The following is a 16,147-nucleotide window of genomic DNA, read 5'->3' as shown; positions in this document are numbered from 1 at the left end:
TGCGGGCTGCCGGGGGGGATGGGCGAACGGCAAGGTGGGTGGGCATATGCGGGAGCCGGCCGGGTGGGTGGGCCGGGCCCCGGATTCGCGCAGCGGTGCGACAGGTGAACCTGTGTGCGGTATGTGTGGCCCTCTGTCCCCGACTGCGGAAACGTGACACCAACGGCGAGATCCACACCCTGGCCTGCCGGCGGGGGGGCGGGGAGGGGTTCGCCCCCGCCGCCCCTTCCCGTCCCGTCCCTGGGGGCTGCGCCCCCGGGGGGCGAGAACCGTGGTCCGGTCTAGTGGCCGCGTCCCGTCGTCCAGCGGTACACCAGTTCCGGGCGCCCCACCTGACCGTAGAGCGGCGTGCGCGCGGCCCGGCCCGACTCCACCAGGTGCTCCAGATAGCGCCGCGCCGTGATGCGCGAGATGCCGACCGCCTCGGCGACCCCGGCCGCCGTGAGCCCCTCCCCGCCCTCCCGGAGCGTCCCGGTGACCCGCTCCAGCGTCGGCCCGCTCAGCCCCTTCGGCAGCGCCGCCGGTCCCGGGGCGCGGAGTGCGGCCAGCGCCCGGTCCACCTCGTCCTGCCCGCTGGCCTCGCCCGCGGCGCCGCGGAACTCCGCGTAGCGCACGAGACGGTCGCGCAGCGTCGCGAAGGTGAACGGTTTCAGCACGTACTGCACGACCCCGAGGGACACCCCTTCCCGTACCACCGCGAGGTCCCGCGCCGAGGTCACCGCTATCACGTCCACCCGGTATCCGGCCGCCCTGAGCGATCTGGCCAGCTGTAGCCCGTGCACATCGGGCAGGTGCAGATCGAGGAGCAGCAGGTCCACGGCCCTGCGGTCGAGCATCAGCCGCGCCTCGGTGCCCGTGTGCACCTTCCCGACCGCGACGAACCCAGGGACCCGTCCGACGTACATCACATGGGCGTCCGCGGCGACCGGATCGTCCTCGACGACGAGCACCCGGATCGGCTGCCGGGGGCCGTCGCCGGTCATGCCTCGCCTCCCGGCGCCGGACGGGCCGGGCCGGCCGCCCCCGCGGCCGCCGCGGGTGAGGCTGCGGCCGTGACCGGCGGCACACCGGACGCCGTGGCGTCGGCCGTGCCGAGGGGCAGGTGTGTCTCGAACACCGCTCCGTGTTCTCCGTTCTCCGCCACGGTCACCGTCAGGGTGCCCCCGTGGCGGGTCACCGCCTGGCGGGCCAGGGCCAGACCCAGGCCCCGGCCGCCCGGACCGGACGGCTTCGTCGTGAACCCCCGCTGGAACACCAGTTCCGCGTGGGCGGGCTCCACACCGGCCCCCGTGTCCGCGACCCGCAGCACCAGGTCGGTGTCCGACGTGTACGCGGTCACCGTCACCCGGGCCGGGGTGCCGCCCTGGGCCGCGTCCACCGCGTTGTCGATCAGGTTGCCGAGGATGGTGACGAGGTCGCGGGTGGGGAGGGCGCGGGGGAGGAGACCGTCGTCGAGGCGGCTGTCGGGCGACACCACCAGCTCCACGCCCCGCTCGTTGGCCTGGGCCGTCTTGCCCAGCAGCAGGGCCGCGAGCACCGGTTCGCTCACCGCGGCGACCACCTGGTCGGTGAGCTCCTGGGCGAGTTCCAGCTCGGCGGTCGCGAAGCCCACGGCCTCCTCCGCGCGGTCCAGCTCGATCAGCGAGACCACGGTGTGCAGCCGGTTCGCCGCCTCGTGCGCCTGGGAGCGCAGCGCCTGCACGAAGCCCCGCTCGGAGTCCAGCTCGCCCATCAGGGACTGGAGCTCGGTCACGTCCCGGAGGGTCACGACCGTGCCGCGCCGCTCGCCGCCCGACACCGGCGAGGTGTTGACCACCAGCACCCGCTCCGCCGTCAGGTGCACCTCGTCCACCCGAGGCTCCGACGCCAGCAGCGCCCCCGTCAGCGGCACGGGCAGCCCGAGGTCCGCCACCGAGCGGCCCACCACGTCTCCGGCGACGCCCAGCAGCTCGCGCCCGCCGTCGTTGATCAGCGCGACCCGGTACCGCCCGTCCAGCATCAGCAGTCCCTCGCGCACCGCGTGCAGCGCGGCCTCGTGGTAGTCGTGCATCCGGCTCAACTCGGCGGCGTTCATGCCGTGGGTGTGCCGCCGCAGCCGGGCGTTGACGACGTACGTCCCGATCGCGCCCAGCGCCAGCGCCCCCGCCGCCACCCCCACCAGCGCGGTGACCTGGCCCTCCACCCGCCGGCTGATCGCCTCGACCCGGATGCCGGCGCTGACCAGCCCGACCGTCCGCCCGCCGTCCCGCACCGGCGTCACCGCGCGCACGGACGCGCCGAGCGTGCCGGTGTAGGTCTCGGTGAACGACTCGCCGCGCAGCGCGGGCGCGATGTGCCCGAGGAACCGCTTGCCGATCTGGGTGCGGTCCGGGTGGGTCCAGCGGATGCCAGCCGGGTCCATGATCGTGACGAAGTCCACGCCCGTGTCGGCGGTCACCCGCAGCGCGTACGGCTCCAGCCGCGCCGAGGGGTCGGCGGTGCGGATCGCCGCGCGCACCGACGGCGCGTCCGCCACCGACCGGGCCACCGCCATCGCCTGGCGGCCCGCCGCGCCCTCGGCCTGGCTGCGGTCGCTGACGTACGTGAACAGCGCGTAGCCGGCGACGACGACCGCGAGGAGCACAGCCTGCACGGCGAACAGCTGACCGGCCAGGCTGCGGGGTCGGGGCAGGACGACTCGCATGCCGCCAGTGTGCCCGGCGGCCCCGCCGTGAACTACCGGCGGGGTGCGCGTGAACTCAATGAACGGAAGGGTGACCGCCCTCACACCGCGGGCCATAGTTCACGGCGACCCACCCAACCCGGTCGTGAGCCGCACGCCGGTCATGCCGACGAAGACGTCAAGGAGGGCAGCCGTGTCCCATTCCCCTGCCACGGCACCTGCCGCGCCCGCCCCCGCCGCCAAGCGGGACCGGACCCACTATCTCTATCTCGCGGTGATCGCCGCCGTGGCCCTCGGGATCGCCGTGGGCCTGATCTGGCCCGACGCCGCGATCGAGCTGAAGCCGCTCGGCACCGGGTTCGTCAACCTGATCAAGATGATGATCTCCCCGATCATCTTCTGCACGATCGTGCTGGGCATCGGCTCGGTGCGCAAGGCGGCCAAGGTCGGCGCCGTCGGCGGTATCGCGCTCGGCTACTTCCTGGTGATGTCGCTGGTCGCGCTCGCCATCGGCCTGGTCGTCGGCAACGTGCTGCACCCCGGTGACGGCCTCCACCTCACCAACGCCCTGCGGGCGACCGGGCACGACCAGGTCTCCAGCGACGCCCTGCCGCCCGTCGACTTCGTGCTGTCGATCATCCCGGTGACCTTCGTGTCCGCCTTCACCGAGGGGCAGGTCCTCCAGACCCTGCTCATCGCGCTGCTCGCCGGGTTCGCCCTCCAGGCCATGGGCGACGCGGGCCGGCCGGTGCTGCGCGGCATCGAGCACATCCAGCGGCTGGTGTTCCGCATCCTCGCCATGGTGATGTGGGCCGCGCCGATCGGCGCCTTCGGTGCCATCGCCGCGGTCGTCGGCTCCGCCGGGGTCGACGCGCTCAAGAGCCTCGCCGTGCTGATGCTCGGCTTCTACGCGACCTGCGTGCTGTTCGTGTTCGTGGTGCTGGCGGCGCTGCTGCGGGCGGTCTCCGGGCTGAACATCTTCTCGCTGTTCAAGTACCTGGGCCGGGAGTTCCTGCTGATCCTCTCGACCTCGTCCTCGGAGTCCGCGCTGCCGCGGCTCATCGCGAAGATGGAGCACCTGGGCGTCAGCCGGGCCGTCGTCGGCATCACCGTGCCGACCGGCTACTCCTTCAACCTCGACGGCACCATGATCTACATGACCATGGCGTCCCTCTACATCGCCGACGCCCTGGGCACGCCGATGTCGGTCGGCGAGCAGATCCCGCTGCTGCTGTTCCTGCTGCTGGCGTCCAAGGGTGCGGCGGGCGTCAGCGGGGCGGGGCTCGCGACGCTGGCGGGGGGTCTCCAGTCGCACAAGCCGGCGCTGGTCGACGGGGTCGGGCTGATCGTCGGGATCGACCGGTTCATGAGCGAGGCGCGCGCCCTGACGAACTTCGCGGGCAACGCGGTCGCGACGGTGCTGATCGGGACGTGGACGCAGGAGATCGACAAGGAGCGGGTGCGGTCGGTGCTCGCGGGGGAGTTGCCGTTCGACGAGACGGCGGTGGCCGCTCACGTGGGTCCGGAGGATCATCCTGCGGATCGGCGTGGTGACGAGCGGAAGGAACTCGCCTCGGCGTGACGGCCGGCCGCGGGGCGGCCGGCCGCCGGGGTGGCCGTTCTCGGTTTCTGCACTCGCCGTGCGGCCGGTGACTCCTCGGAGTCCGGCCGCACGGCGGGTGTGGTGTTTCGGCCGCGGGCCGGTGGGGGCCGGTCGCGCAGTTCCCCGCGCCCCTCAGGGAGCCGGTGCCGACCGGAGTCACAAGGGCGACCCGTGCCCCGCGCCCCCGCGCCCCAGCGCCTGCGTGCCCCAGCTCACGCCTCTGCGCTCACGTGCCCGCGCTCACGCGCCCGTGGTCACCTTTGCCACCAGTTCTGCCGCCCGTGTCGCCGGGACTCCTGCTGCTGTCAGGAGGGTGATGGCTGCTGAGGGGCCCGCTTCGGGTGGGGCGAGGAGGCCGTCGTTCACCGCTGCCATCAGGGCGAACAGCATCTGCTCGTGGACGTAGGCCAGTGCCAGGGGCGGGAGGGGGGAGGTGAAGGTGCCGTCGGCCAGGCCGGTCCGGAGGATCTCCGCGCAGGTCGCGCGCACCGGGGCGAGGCGGTCGCGGATGCCCTGGACCGTCACGCTGTGCTGGGCCAGGGCGACGAGGATGCGGTAGCGGTCGGCGATCTCCCACACCGCGAGCGTCGAGCGGGCCACCGCCTCGGCCGCGTCGGCCACCCCCTCGTGTCCCGTGTCCATGGCCGCCGCCACCGCCTCCACCGCGCCGTCCAGCAGCGTGCTGACCAGCACCTCCCGGGTGGGGAAGTGGCCGTAGACGGTGCGCCGTACGACGCCGGCGGCGCGGGCGATCTGGTCCATGGAGGCGTCGGGATCGCGCAGCAGCTCGGCGAGGGCGACGTCGAGTATGCGGCGCCGGTTCGCGTCGGCGCGACTGGTGGGGCCCGTGGTCATGGTCGTCATTGTGCCTGCCCGGCGGAGCGGCGCGCGGTCGCACGCACCGGCTCCGCGAGGGCTTCACCTCCTCTGTTTGCACAACGCTGTGCAGTAGACGTACATTGCACATCGTTGTGCAAGTGCACACCGTTGTGCAAGTCGGTGTGCGTCCCGGAGCGTGAAAAGTTGAGGGAGGCGGCCCTGCCATGCCACTCGTCATGACCCGACCGGTCGAAAGGACCCAGGAGCGGCCCTATGCCCGGCGCTGGTGGGCGCTCCTGGTGCTCTGCCTGAGCCTGCTGATCATCGTGATGGCGAACACCGCCCTCACCGTCGCCGCTCCCGCCATGAGCCAGGATCTCGGCCTGTCCGGCGCGGACCTCCAGTGGGTGATCGACGGCTACACCGTCCCCTACGCCGCGCTGATGCTGCTGCTCGGCGCGGTCGGCGACAAGTACAGCCGGCGCGGCGCGCTCGCCCTCGGGCTCGTCGTCTTCGCCGGCGGCTCGGTCTTCGGCTACCTCGCCGGCAGCGCCACGACCGTCATCGCCGCCCGGGCCGTGATGGGTCTCGGCGCCGCGCTGATCATGCCCGCCACCCTCTCCCTGCTCGCCGCGACCTTCCCGCGTCATGAGCGCGCCAAGGCGATCACCCTGTGGACCGCCACCGCCGGAGTCGCCATCGCCGGGGGCCCGCTGGTCGCGGGCGCGCTGCTGGAGCACCACGGCTGGCAGTCCACGTTCCTGATCAACGTGCCGATCGCCGCCGTCGCCCTGCTCGGCGCCTTCGTCCTCGTCCCGCCGTCCCGCGCCCGGCACCACGACCGCATCGACTACGTCGGCGGACTGCTGTCGGTGGCCTGGATCGGCGCCCTCGTCTACATGATCATCGAGGGCCCGCACTTCGGCTGGGGCACCCGGGCCGTCACCGCCGCCGTCGTCGCGGGCGTCGGGCTGGTGCTGTTCATCGGGTGGGAGCTGCGGCACCCGCGCCCGGTGCTGGACGTACGGCGCTTCGCGCACCGCCGGTTCGCCGGGGCCAACCTGGCCGTCGTGATGTTCTTCCTGGCCGTCTTCGGCGCCTTCTACTACCTCACCCAGTACCTCCAGTTCGTCCAGGGCGAGAGCGCCCTCGGCACCGGGCTGCGGATGCTGCCGCTGGCGGGCGCCGTGTTCGTCGGCTCGGCCCTCACCGCGTATCTCACCCCGCGCCTCGGCATGAAGGTGACGGTCACCGCGGGCATGGTCGGCGGCACCACCGCCCTCGCCCTGCTCACCCGGATCGACGCCGCCTCGTCCTACGGCGACCTGGTGGCACCCCTGATCATCCTGGGGGTCGCGATCGGCCTCGCCCTCTCGCCCTGCACGGACGCGATCATGGGCGTCTTCCCCGAGGCCGAACTCGGCGTCGGCGGCGCCGTGAACGACACCTCGCTGGAGCTGGGCGGCTCGCTCGGCATCGCGATCCTCGGCTCGCTGCTCTCCACCTCGTACTCCGACCACCTCGCCGACGCCACCGCCGGCAGCCGCCTCCCGGCCGCCGCCCTGGCGACCGCCCAGGACTCGGCCGGTGCCGGCTACCTCGTCGCCCAGGGCATCGGCGACAAGGCGCGACAGCTCGCGGCACAGGCCGCGCGGGCCGCCCAGGCCGGCGACCCGCAGCAGGCCGCCGCCCTGAAGGCGCAGGCCCGGCAACTCGCCGCCGGAGCAGGCCGGATGGCGGACGCCGTCGGGTCCTCCTTCTCCGACGCCGTCGCCCGCACCAGCCTGGTCGGCGCGGTGGTCCTCGGCATCGGCACCCTCGCCGTGGCCCTGCTGCTGCCCCGCAAGTGGGACCTGCCCGAGGAGCCCGTGGCCCCGGCCGGCCCGCGGACCCGGGAACCGGCGGGCACGCCGGTGAACTGAACACCCCCCGCCCGCGTCTCTCACCGCGACGCACTACTGTGCCGTGCCGGACCACCGGCACGGCACGGCCGTGCGTGACCATGTGTAATCTCCACAGTTCAGGGAAGGCGCGGGGGATGGCGATCGACTGGGACCGGCGCACATGTGCACGCAAGGGGCATGTGACCTACGCGCCGGACGACCCCCGGCTGCGGATCCGGCTGCACGCCGACACCGCGCTCGGCGAGGTCTGGCGCTGCCTGCGCTGCGGCGACTTCGTGCTCGGCGAGGCGCACGCCTCCGGACCGGCCGCCCAAGCGCCGCTGGTGCCGCGCGGCAAGGTGCTGCGGGACCTGTTCATCCTGCGGTTCCTGGCCCTCGAACGGGCCGTGCGCGGGGTGTTCATCGTGCTGGTCGCGATCGCGGTGTGGCGGTTCAGCAACAGCCAGGACGCGGTGCGCCGGCTGTTCGACGAGTACCTCGACGTCTTCCGCCCGGTCTTCAAGCACTTCCACTACGACCTCGACCACTCACCCGTCGTCGGCACCATCCAGCACACCTTCGGCTACAAGCACTCCACCCTGGTGGCGGTGGCCGCCCTGCTGCTGGCGTACGCGCTGATCGAACTCGTCGAGGCGGTCGGCCTCTGGTACGCCAAGCGCTGGGCGGAGTACCTGACGGTCGTCGCCACCGCGGCCTTCCTCCCGCTGGAGATCTACGAACTCACCGAGCACATCAGCTGGCTGAAGATCACCACACTGGTGCTCAACATCCTCGCCGTCCTCTACATCGCCCTCGCCAAACGGCTCTTCGGACTGCGCGGCGGACGCCGCAAGTTCGAGGAGGAGCGGCGCAGCGCCTCGCTGCTGGAGGTCGAGACGTCGGCCGGGGTACTCGTCTGACCCGGCATCCCTGTCCGGCGCCGTTGCCTTGACGCCGGGGTCAAGGCTTACGTTCGTACGCATGCGCATCGGCGAGCTGGCCGCACGGGCCGGTACCACCACACGGACCCTGCGGTACTACGAGTCACGGGGCCTGCTTCCCGCGCGCCGGGACGGCAACGGGTACCGGGCGTACGACGAGCGTGATCTGCGGCTGCTCACCCAGATCCGGACGCTCCAGGACGTCGGGTTCGACCTGGAGGAGACCCGGCCCTTCGTGGAGTGTCTGCGTGCCGGACACCCCGACGGCGACTCGTGCCCCGCCTCGCTCATGGTCTACCGCCGCAAACTGGCCGAGCTCGACGCGCTGATCGGCGAGCTGACGGCCGTACGGGCCGTGGTCGGCGGGCAACTGGCCAGGGCCGAGCTGGCCAGGGACCGGCTGGCGGCCGACGCGCAGGTGCCCGGGGGCACGGAACCCGGGTGCGAACTGGGCGAGAGCCCGACAGGGGACGAACCGGGAGGGCGTACGGAATGATCAGGGCCAAGGGTGTCGCCGAGGTGACGGACGCGGACTTCGCGGCGGAGGTGATCGGCTCCGGGCTGCCGGTGCTGGTGGAGTTCACCGCCGACTGGTGCCCGCCGTGCCGGCAGATGGGGCCGGTGCTCAGCGCGCTGGCCGCGGAGGAGGGCGACCGGCTGAAGGTCGTCCAGTTGGACGTGGACACCAATCCCCTGACGACGAACGCGTACAAAGTGCTGTCGATGCCGACCTTCATGGTGTTCCGCGACGGCGAGCCGGTGAGGTCCATGGTCGGCTCACGGCCCAAGCGGCGACTGCTGGAGGAGCTCTCCGACGTGCTGTGACCGGCGTCGGGCACGGCTCACGAAAAATCCCCCGGGCAATTGCGTCCGGGGGATTTTCTCGCGTATATTCGCTGATTCACGACTTCCTTCGAGGAGGTCGCATAAAAGTCCAGTGAGCACAGTATAGGGCTGCGGGAGCGGAATTGTCAAACACCGATTATCCCGACGATGAATTGCGCCGGGAGCAGGAATTCATCGACGGGCTGTACGCGCGCGTCGACGCGCTGCGCGGCGACACCGAGGCCGGCGTCACCGACGCGCTCGCGCAGGGCAACACCTCCATGCAGGCCCGTCTCGAACGCGACATCCTCGTCGCCGAGCGCTCCGGGCTGCTCGCCGCGCTCGACGCCGTCGACGGCTCGCTCTGCTTCGGCCGGATCGACCTCACCTCCGGCACCCACCACCACATCGGCCGGATCGGCCTGCGCGCCGACGACACCGAGCGCACCCCGGTGCTGATCGACTGGCGCGCGGACGTCGCCCGCCCCTTCTACCTGGCCACCGGCCACACCCCCATGGGGCTGCGCCGCCGCCGGCACATCACCACCGGCGGCCGCAGCGTGACCTCGCTGCACGACGAGATCCTCGACCTCGGCGACGCCACCCGCACCGGCCACGAGGACCCCACCGGCGACGCCGTGCTGCTCGCCGCCCTCGACTCCGCGCGCACCGGCCGGATGGGCGACATCGTGCGGACCATCCAGGCCGAACAGGACGAGATCATCCGGGCCCCGCACCGCGGGGTGCTGGTCGTCGAGGGCGGCCCCGGCACCGGCAAGACGGCCGTCGCCCTGCACCGGGCCGCCTACCTCCTCTACGAGCACCGCGAACTGCTCGCCCGCCGCGCCGTCCTGATCGTCGGCCCCAACCCCGCCTTCCTCGGCTACATCGGCGAGGTGCTGCCCGCGCTCGGCGAGACCGGCGTCCTGCTCGCCACCGTCGGCGAGCTGTACCCCGGCGTGCGGGCCACCGCCGCCGAAACCCCCGAGGCCGCCGCCGTGAAGGGCCGCGCCGCCATGGCCGAGGTGCTCGCCCGGGCCGTACGGGACCGGCAGGCCCTGCCCGACCCGGTCATCGCCATCGAGCACGACCGCGAACTCCTGCTGCTCGACGACGGGTTGGTGAGCGTCGCCCGGGAGCGCACCCGGGCCGCCAAGCTCCCGCACAACGCGGCACGCGAGCACTTCGAGGGCCACATCCTCAACACCCTCACCGACATGGTCGCCGAACGCATCGGCACCGACCCCTACGACGGCGGCAACCTCCTCGACCCGAGCGACATCACCCAGATCCGCGACGAGCTCGCCGAGAACCCCGAAGTCTGGTCGGCCATCGACCGGTTGTGGCCCCGGATCACGCCGCGCCGGCTGGTCGCCGACCTCCTCGCCGCACCCGACGGTCACCTCACCCCCGAGGACGCCGACGCCGTACGCCGCCCGGTGACGCGGCGCTGGACCGTCGAGGACGTGCCGCTGCTCGACGAGGCCGCCGAACTCCTCGGCGAGGACGACCGGCTGACCCGCGCCCGCGCCGAACGCGAGCGGCAGACCCAGGTCGCCTACGCCCAGGGCGTGCTCGACGTCTCCTACGCCTCCCGCACCTACGAGTTCGACGACCGCGCCGACGACGACAGCGAGGTGCTGTCCGCCCACGACATCATCGACGCCGAACGGTTCGCCGAACGCCAGGAGGAAGAGGACTTCCGCAGCGCCGCCGCACGCGCCGCCGCCGACCGGACCTGGGCGTTCGGGCACATCATCGTCGACGAGGCGCAGGAACTGTCCCCGATGGCCTGGCGGTTGCTGATGCGGCGCAGCCCCACCCGCTCGATGACCCTGGTCGGCGACCCCGCCCAGACCTCGGAGGCGGCCGGCGTCGGCGCCTGGGCGGACATCCTCGCCCCGTACGTCGAGGACCGCTGGGAACACACCCGCCTCGGCGTCAACTACCGCACCCCCGCCGAGATCATGGACCTCGCGGCGGCCGTGGTGCGCGCCGCGGACCCCGGCTTCCGGCCGCCGCGCTCGGTCCGTTCGACGGGCGTACGGCCCTGGGCGCGCGCCGCCGACGACCTGCCCGGCGCCGTCGCCGAGGCCGTCGGCGAACTCACCCCGGACGAAGGCCGCCTGGCGGTGATCGCGCCGCGCGCACTGCACCGCGCGCTCGCCGCCCGGCTCGACGGCGTGACGGCCGGGGCCGAGCCCGACCTGACGCGGACCGTCGTCCTCCTCGACCCCCGCCAGGCGAAGGGCCTCGAGTTCGACTCCGTCCTGGTGGTCGAGCCCGGCCGGTTCGGCACCAGCGACCTCTACGTCGCGCTCACCCGGGCCACCCAGCGGCTCGGCATCGTGCACACGGCACCGCTGCCGGAGCCGCTGGCAGCGGCCCTCGCCGCCACAACCGGCGGTGGTGCTACGCGGGCCGCAGCCACACCGTCGCCAGCGGTGGCAGAGTGAGCCCGATGCTCGCCGGCCTGCCGTGCCACCCCCGCGGGTCCGGCTTCACCGGATCCGGGTTGACGACGTCGCCACCGCCGTAACGTGCGCTGTCGGTGTTCACGACCTCACGCCAGGCCGGTACGTCGGCCGGGACGCCCAGCCGGTAGTCGTGGCGGACCACCGGGGAGAAGTGGGACACCGCGAGCAGCGGGTTCCCGGCGGCGTCGTAGCGCAGGAACGCCAGTACGTTGTCGTCGGCGGCGTCGCTGGTGATCCACTGGAAGCCGGCCGGGTCGGTGTCCTGCTCCCACAGCGCGGGGTCGGCCCGGTAGACGGTGTTGAGGTCGCGGACCAGGTCGCGCACCCCGCGGTGGTCGTCCGCGGCGCCGTAGGCCGGGTCGAGCAGCCACCAGTCCGGGCCGTGCGCCTCGGACCACTCGGAGCCCTGCGCGAACTCCTGGCCCATGAAGAGGAGCTGCTTGCCCGGGTGGGCCCACATGAAGCCCAGGTAGGCACGGACGTTGGCCCGCTGCTGCCACCAGTCGCCCGGCATCTTCGACACCAGGGACCCCTTGCCGTGCACCACTTCGTCGTGGGAGACGGGCAGGACGTAGTTCTCGCTGTACGCGTACACCATCGAGAACGTCATCTCGTGGTGGTGGTGCTTGCGGTGCACCGGCTCGTGGCTCATGTACGCCAGCGAGTCGTGCATCCAGCCCATGTTCCACTTCAGCCCGAAACCCAGACCGCCGAAACCGCTCGGCCCCTTGTGGTGCGTGGCGCGGGTGACGCCGTCCCAGGCGGTGGACTCCTCGGCGACGGTGACCACGCCGGGCGCCCTGCGGTACACGGTCGCGTTCATCTCCTGAAGGAACGCCACCGCGTCCAGGTTCTCCCGGCCCCCGTGCTCGTTCGGGGTCCACTGGCCCGGCTCGCGCGAATAGTCCAGGTAGAGCATCGAGGCGACGGCGTCGACCCGCAGCCCGTCGATGTGGAACTCCTCGCACCAGTACACGGCGTTGGCCACCAGGAAGTTGCGCACCTCACGGCGGCCGAAGTCGAACTCCAGGGTGCCCCAGTCGGGATGCGCGGCCCGCAGCGGATCCTCGTGCTCGTACAGGGGCCGCCCGTCGAACTCCGCCAACGCCCAGGCGTCGCGTGGGAAATGGGCCGGCACCCAGTCCATCAGCACGCCGACACCGGCCTGGTGCAGGGCGTCCACCAGATACCGGAAATCGTCCGGGGTGCCCAGGCGCGCGGTCGGTGCGTAGAAACCGGTGACCTGGTAACCCCATGAACCGCCGAACGGGTGCTCGGCGACCGGCATCAGCTCCACATGCGTGAACCCCAGGTCCTTCACGTACGCGGGCAGCTGCTCCGCCAGCCGGCGGTACGTCAGTCCCGGCCGCCAGGACGGCAGATGCACCTCGTACACCGAGAACGGCGCCTCGTGCGCGGGCCGTTCGGCGCGCCGTGCCAGCCACTCCGCGTCCTGCCACTCGTGGTGCGAGGACGTCACCACCGACGAGGTGGCCGGCGGGGTCTCCGTGCGGCGGGCCAGCGGATCGGCGCGCAGCGTCTTCGAGCCGTCGGGCCGGGTGATCTCGAACTTGTACAGCTCGCCCTCACCGATGTCCGGCACGAACAGCTCCCACACCCCCGAGGAGCCCAGCGAGCGCATCGCGTGCCCGGCGGCGTCCCAGAAGTTGAAGGTGCCGGCCACCCGCACGCCCCGGGCGTTCGGCGCCCACACCGAGAACCGGGTGCCCCGCACGCCCTGGTGGGTCATCGGGTGCGCCCCGAGCACCTGCCACAGCTGCTCGTGGCGTCCCTCGCCGATCAGGTGCAGATCCAGCTCGCCGAGCGTGGGCAGCAGGGCGTACGCGTCCACGACGTCGTGCACCGCCCCCTTGTACGCCACGTGCAGCCGGTACGGCGGCACGTCCGGCAGGTGCAGCACCGTGGAGAAGAACCCGTTGCCGTCGTCGTGCAGCTCGGCCCGCAGCTCCCCGGCGACGACGGTCACCCCGAGCGCGTGCGGCCGGAACGCCCGGAAGGCGACACCCCCGACGGGCACGGGGTGGGCACCGAGCACGGAGTGCGGGTCGTGGTGGGTGCCGTCCAGCAGCCGGGCCCGGTCGTCCGGGCTGACAGCGGCGGCCGCCGCCGCCGCGGGGGAGACGGCGGTGGGATCCACGGTGGGTGTTCCGTCCGCGGTGGCCTTCGTGGCGGATGTCTTCTTCGTGGCCGTGGTGGTACCGGCCGTCGTGGTCCTGGTCGCCGTCTTCCGGGTCACGGCCTTCTTGGCCGCCGTCTTCTGAACCGCAGTCTTCCTGGCGGCGGTCTTCTTCGCCGGGGCGGTCGGGGCGGCGGTCTTCTCGGCTGCCGATTTCCTCGCCGGGGCCTTCTTCGCCGGGGTCTTCCGGGCCGGGGCGGACCCGGGTGCGGGCGCCGCGGTGTCCGTGGCGGGTGCCGTCGCTGCCGTCTCGGTGGCGACGGAGTCCGCCACGGCTGCCTCTTCGGGTGCCGTCCTCGTCGCGGCGGTCTTCCTGGCCGTGGCCGTGGCTGTCTTCGCCGGTGCCTTCCGGGCCGTCGCCTTCCTGGCGGGAGCCGCTTCCGTGGCGGTGGTGCCGGCCGCTGTCACCGTCCCGGCGGCCTTCTTCACCGCCTCGGCCGTCCGGGCGACCGCCTTCTCGGCCACCGCGGTCTTCCCGGCGGGAGCCTTCTTGGCCGCCGCCTTCTTCACCCCCGCCGTCCCGGCGGCGTCCTTCCCCGTCAGGACTTCGTCCGGCGCCGCCTTGCCGGCGGTGGCCTTCGCAGCCGCCGCCTTCTTGCCGGGTGCCTTCTTGGCCGTGGCCTTCCTGGCGGTGGCGCCCGTGCCGGAGGCGGTCTTCTTCGCCGCCGTCTTCTTCACCGGCAGGGCTTTCGCCGGTGAGGCGTCCGGCGCGGGCTCCGCCGATGGGGCGGGCGTCGTCTTCGGGTCCGGACCGGGGGAAGGGGAACGGGGGGTCACGTGCGGTGCCTCCTCGGCGAGGGTGCTAAGAGAGTGCGGTCAAGGAGTCGGGTCGGTGCGTACGGCGGACGGGTGGACGTCGCGTGACTGTGCTCAGATCACGTCGGTCGTGGCGAGGCGGCGCACCGCGGAGAGCGGTACGGGCAGCCAGTCGGGGCGGTGCCGGGCCTCGTAGAGGACCTCGTAGACCGCCTTGTCCGTCTCGTAGGCCCGCAGCAGTACCGGATCGGTGCGCGGGTCGCGGCCGCCGGCCTCCGCGTACCCGGTGCAGTACGCCGCCCGGCAGGCGGTCGCCCACTCCTCGGGGGCGCCCGCCGAATGGGCGGCGTAGTCGAAGGAGCGGAGCATGCCCGCCACGTCCCGGGCCACGGGCTGCGGCATCCGGCGTTCGGCGAGCGGCTTGGCGGGCTCGCCCTCGAAGTCGATCAGCGACCACTCCCCGGACGGCGTGTGCAGGCACTGCCCGAGATGCAGGTCGCCGTGGATGCGCTGGGCGGTCCAGGTTCCGCCCTCGGCCGAGAGGTCGGCCAGCGCCTCGAACGCCGAGTGCAGCCCGGGCACGTAGGGACCGAGCGCCGGGACGGCCTGCGCCGCGTGTTCGAGGCGCTCGGCCATGCCGTCCACCAGGAACCGCATCTGCGCGTGCCCCAGGGTGACCGTCGGCAGGGCGCGGGCCAGCGCGGTGTGGACCTCGGCCGTGGCCCGGCCCAGGGCCCGCGCCTCGGTGACGAAGCCCTTGCCCCCGGCCGCCTCGCGCAGCGCGAGGTCCCAGCCGTCCTCCGAGCCCCGGACGTAGGGCTGGAGCACGCCGAGGACGTACGACTCGCCGGCGACGTCGGTCGTCAGCCACGCCGTCGGCGGGGGCACCCGGGGGCAGCCCTCGCGGGCCAGTGCCAGCGGGAGCTCCAGATCGGGGTTGACGCCGGGGACGATCTTGCGCAGCAGTTTCAGGATGAACCGGTCGCCGTAGACCACGGACGAGTTGGACTGCTCACCGGTCAGCAGCCGGGGGACGAGGCCGCCCGGGATGTCCTGCCGCAGGTCCCGCTCGAAGTGCAGCCCGCCGATGCGGGCCTGGGTGCGCAGGGCTTCCAGGAGCACGTCGGCGGGCCGGGTGTCGTGCAGGGCGTCGTACACGGTGTGGCCGGCGAGCGGCCCGTCCGGGACGTGTCCGATGAGCGCGGGCGCCAGCCGGGGCGGCAGCGCCTCGCGCTCGCCTATGAGCAGCTGATAGCAGTCCCCGGCGTGGGGCGGGGCGCCCAGTGTGCTGGGCTGATGGGCGCGCACCAGCAGGTGGTGCAGGCTTGTCCTGTTGCCGGAGGGCAGCAGTTCGGTGGCCGCGACCAGGGAGAATCCGCTCACCGGCCGTCCCTTTCCGGCGAACCAGCGCTGCCGTGGCAGCCACTCCCGCAGCAAGGGGTCCAGGGATGCGAGGAGGCCCGGCCCGCTGGTGGTGACGGCGTGGGTGGCTGCTTCCGACATGGCGTGGCGTCCTTTCCCCGGTGATCGGGGTCGAGTGATGCGTGCCCCTGGCGGGGCGGGGGAAACCGCCCCGCCCCGCGGTTCTGTCCCGTTCTGTGCGTTCCGTGAACGGGATCGTCCGTTCCGTGAACGGACCGGCCCGCTGGTGACCGGGTTACCGGGACAGACCCTGTCTATGCGCCTGTATGCCGCGGACGCCGCGTTCGCGCCGTGGGACGTTCGCGTGGTGCCGCGTTCGCCCGGTGACGCGTTCGCGCTACGCCGCGTCCTTGCGGAGCCGGAACCAGTAGAAGCCGTGTCCTGCCAGGGTCAGCAGGTACGGCAGCTCTCCGATCGCCGGGAACCGCACCCCGCCGAACAGCTCCACCGGGTGCCGCCCCTCGAACGCCCGCAGGTCCAGTTCGGTGGGCTGTGCGAACCGGGAGAAGTTGTTGACGCACAGGACGAGGTCGTCCCCGTGTTCGCGGAGGAAGGCGATCAC

12 protein-coding genes are annotated in these 16,147 nt (G+C 72.8%); 6 read left to right on the top strand and 6 right to left on the bottom strand.

Annotated elements, in window-relative coordinates; genetic code table 11:
• Positions 1-281: 281 nt before the first annotated feature.
• Together ABZ862_RS37275 and ABZ862_RS37270 are read right to left on the bottom strand one after the other, a co-directional pair.
• Positions 282-983, bottom strand: a complete 702-nt coding sequence (locus tag ABZ862_RS37275) for a response regulator (protein WP_360968694.1) — start codon at positions 981-983, stop codon at positions 282-284.
• The gene (locus ABZ862_RS37270; RefSeq protein WP_360968691.1) at positions 980-2,683 is read right to left on the bottom strand and encodes a sensor histidine kinase; all 1,704 of its coding nucleotides are present in this window, start codon (positions 2,681-2,683) and stop codon (positions 980-982) included. The genes ABZ862_RS37275 and ABZ862_RS37270 overlap by 4 nt, the downstream gene beginning before the upstream one ends.
• A 142-nt stretch (positions 2,684-2,825) precedes the next feature.
• Between ABZ862_RS37270 and ABZ862_RS37265 the strand changes: the two genes are divergently transcribed.
• Positions 2,826-4,244 (top strand): cation:dicarboxylase symporter family transporter, encoded by a 1,419-nt coding sequence (locus tag ABZ862_RS37265; RefSeq protein ID WP_360968724.1) that lies wholly within the window; start codon positions 2,826-2,828, stop codon positions 4,242-4,244.
• 261 nt (positions 4,245-4,505) lie between these two features.
• Here the strand turns inward: ABZ862_RS37265 and ABZ862_RS37260 are convergent, their stop codons facing one another.
• Positions 4,506-5,129, bottom strand: coding sequence for a TetR/AcrR family transcriptional regulator (locus tag ABZ862_RS37260; RefSeq protein ID WP_360968688.1), 624 nt, complete (start codon positions 5,127-5,129; stop codon positions 4,506-4,508).
• Positions 5,130-5,308: 179 nt separating this feature from the next.
• Between ABZ862_RS37260 and ABZ862_RS37255 the strand changes: the two genes are divergently transcribed.
• The 5 genes from ABZ862_RS37255 (at position 5,309) to ABZ862_RS37235 (ending at position 11,189) form a co-directional block, all read left to right on the top strand.
• Positions 5,309-7,006, top strand: a complete 1,698-nt coding sequence (locus ABZ862_RS37255; RefSeq protein ID WP_360968685.1) for an MFS transporter — start codon at positions 5,309-5,311, stop codon at positions 7,004-7,006.
• Positions 7,007-7,122: 116 nt separating this feature from the next.
• Positions 7,123-7,887: a DUF2127 domain-containing protein gene (locus ABZ862_RS37250; RefSeq protein WP_360968682.1), complete on the top strand. Its 765-nt coding sequence runs from the start codon at positions 7,123-7,125 to the stop codon at positions 7,885-7,887.
• Positions 7,888-7,948: 61 nt separating this feature from the next.
• Positions 7,949-8,404: a MerR family transcriptional regulator gene (locus tag ABZ862_RS37245; RefSeq protein ID WP_360968679.1), complete on the top strand. Its 456-nt coding sequence runs from the start codon at positions 7,949-7,951 to the stop codon at positions 8,402-8,404.
• The gene (locus ABZ862_RS37240; RefSeq protein WP_360968677.1) at positions 8,401-8,733 is read left to right on the top strand and encodes a thioredoxin domain-containing protein; all 333 of its coding nucleotides are present in this window, start codon (positions 8,401-8,403) and stop codon (positions 8,731-8,733) included. The genes ABZ862_RS37245 and ABZ862_RS37240 overlap by 4 nt, the downstream gene beginning before the upstream one ends.
• Before the next feature lie 143 nt (positions 8,734-8,876).
• Positions 8,877-11,189 (top strand): UvrD-helicase domain-containing protein, encoded by a 2,313-nt coding sequence (locus ABZ862_RS37235; RefSeq protein WP_360968674.1) that lies wholly within the window; start codon positions 8,877-8,879, stop codon positions 11,187-11,189.
• Here ABZ862_RS37235 and glgB read toward each other — a convergent pair.
• The 3 genes from glgB to ABZ862_RS37220 form a co-directional block, all read right to left on the bottom strand.
• A complete protein-coding gene (gene glgB / locus ABZ862_RS37230) occupies positions 11,146-14,184 on the bottom strand; it encodes a 1,4-alpha-glucan branching enzyme (RefSeq protein ID WP_360968671.1) in 3,039 nt (1,012 codons plus the stop codon). The genes ABZ862_RS37235 and glgB overlap by 44 nt on opposite strands.
• A 93-nt stretch (positions 14,185-14,277) precedes the next feature.
• A complete protein-coding gene (locus ABZ862_RS37225; protein WP_360968668.1) occupies positions 14,278-15,666 on the bottom strand; it encodes a maltokinase in 1,389 nt (462 codons plus the stop codon).
• A 256-nt stretch (positions 15,667-15,922) separates the two neighbouring features.
• A partial coding sequence (locus ABZ862_RS37220; RefSeq protein ID WP_360968665.1) for an alpha-glucosidase C-terminal domain-containing protein occupies positions 15,923-16,147 on the bottom strand: 225 nt, incomplete at its 5' end.

The organism is Streptomyces sp. NPDC047000, assembly GCF_040644295.1.
In the GTDB taxonomy this organism is placed as follows: Bacteria; Actinomycetota; Actinomycetes; order Streptomycetales; family Streptomycetaceae; genus Streptomyces.
The sequence above is the reverse complement of the archived record's forward strand: the minus strand, read 5'-3'. Positions and strand labels throughout refer to the sequence as shown.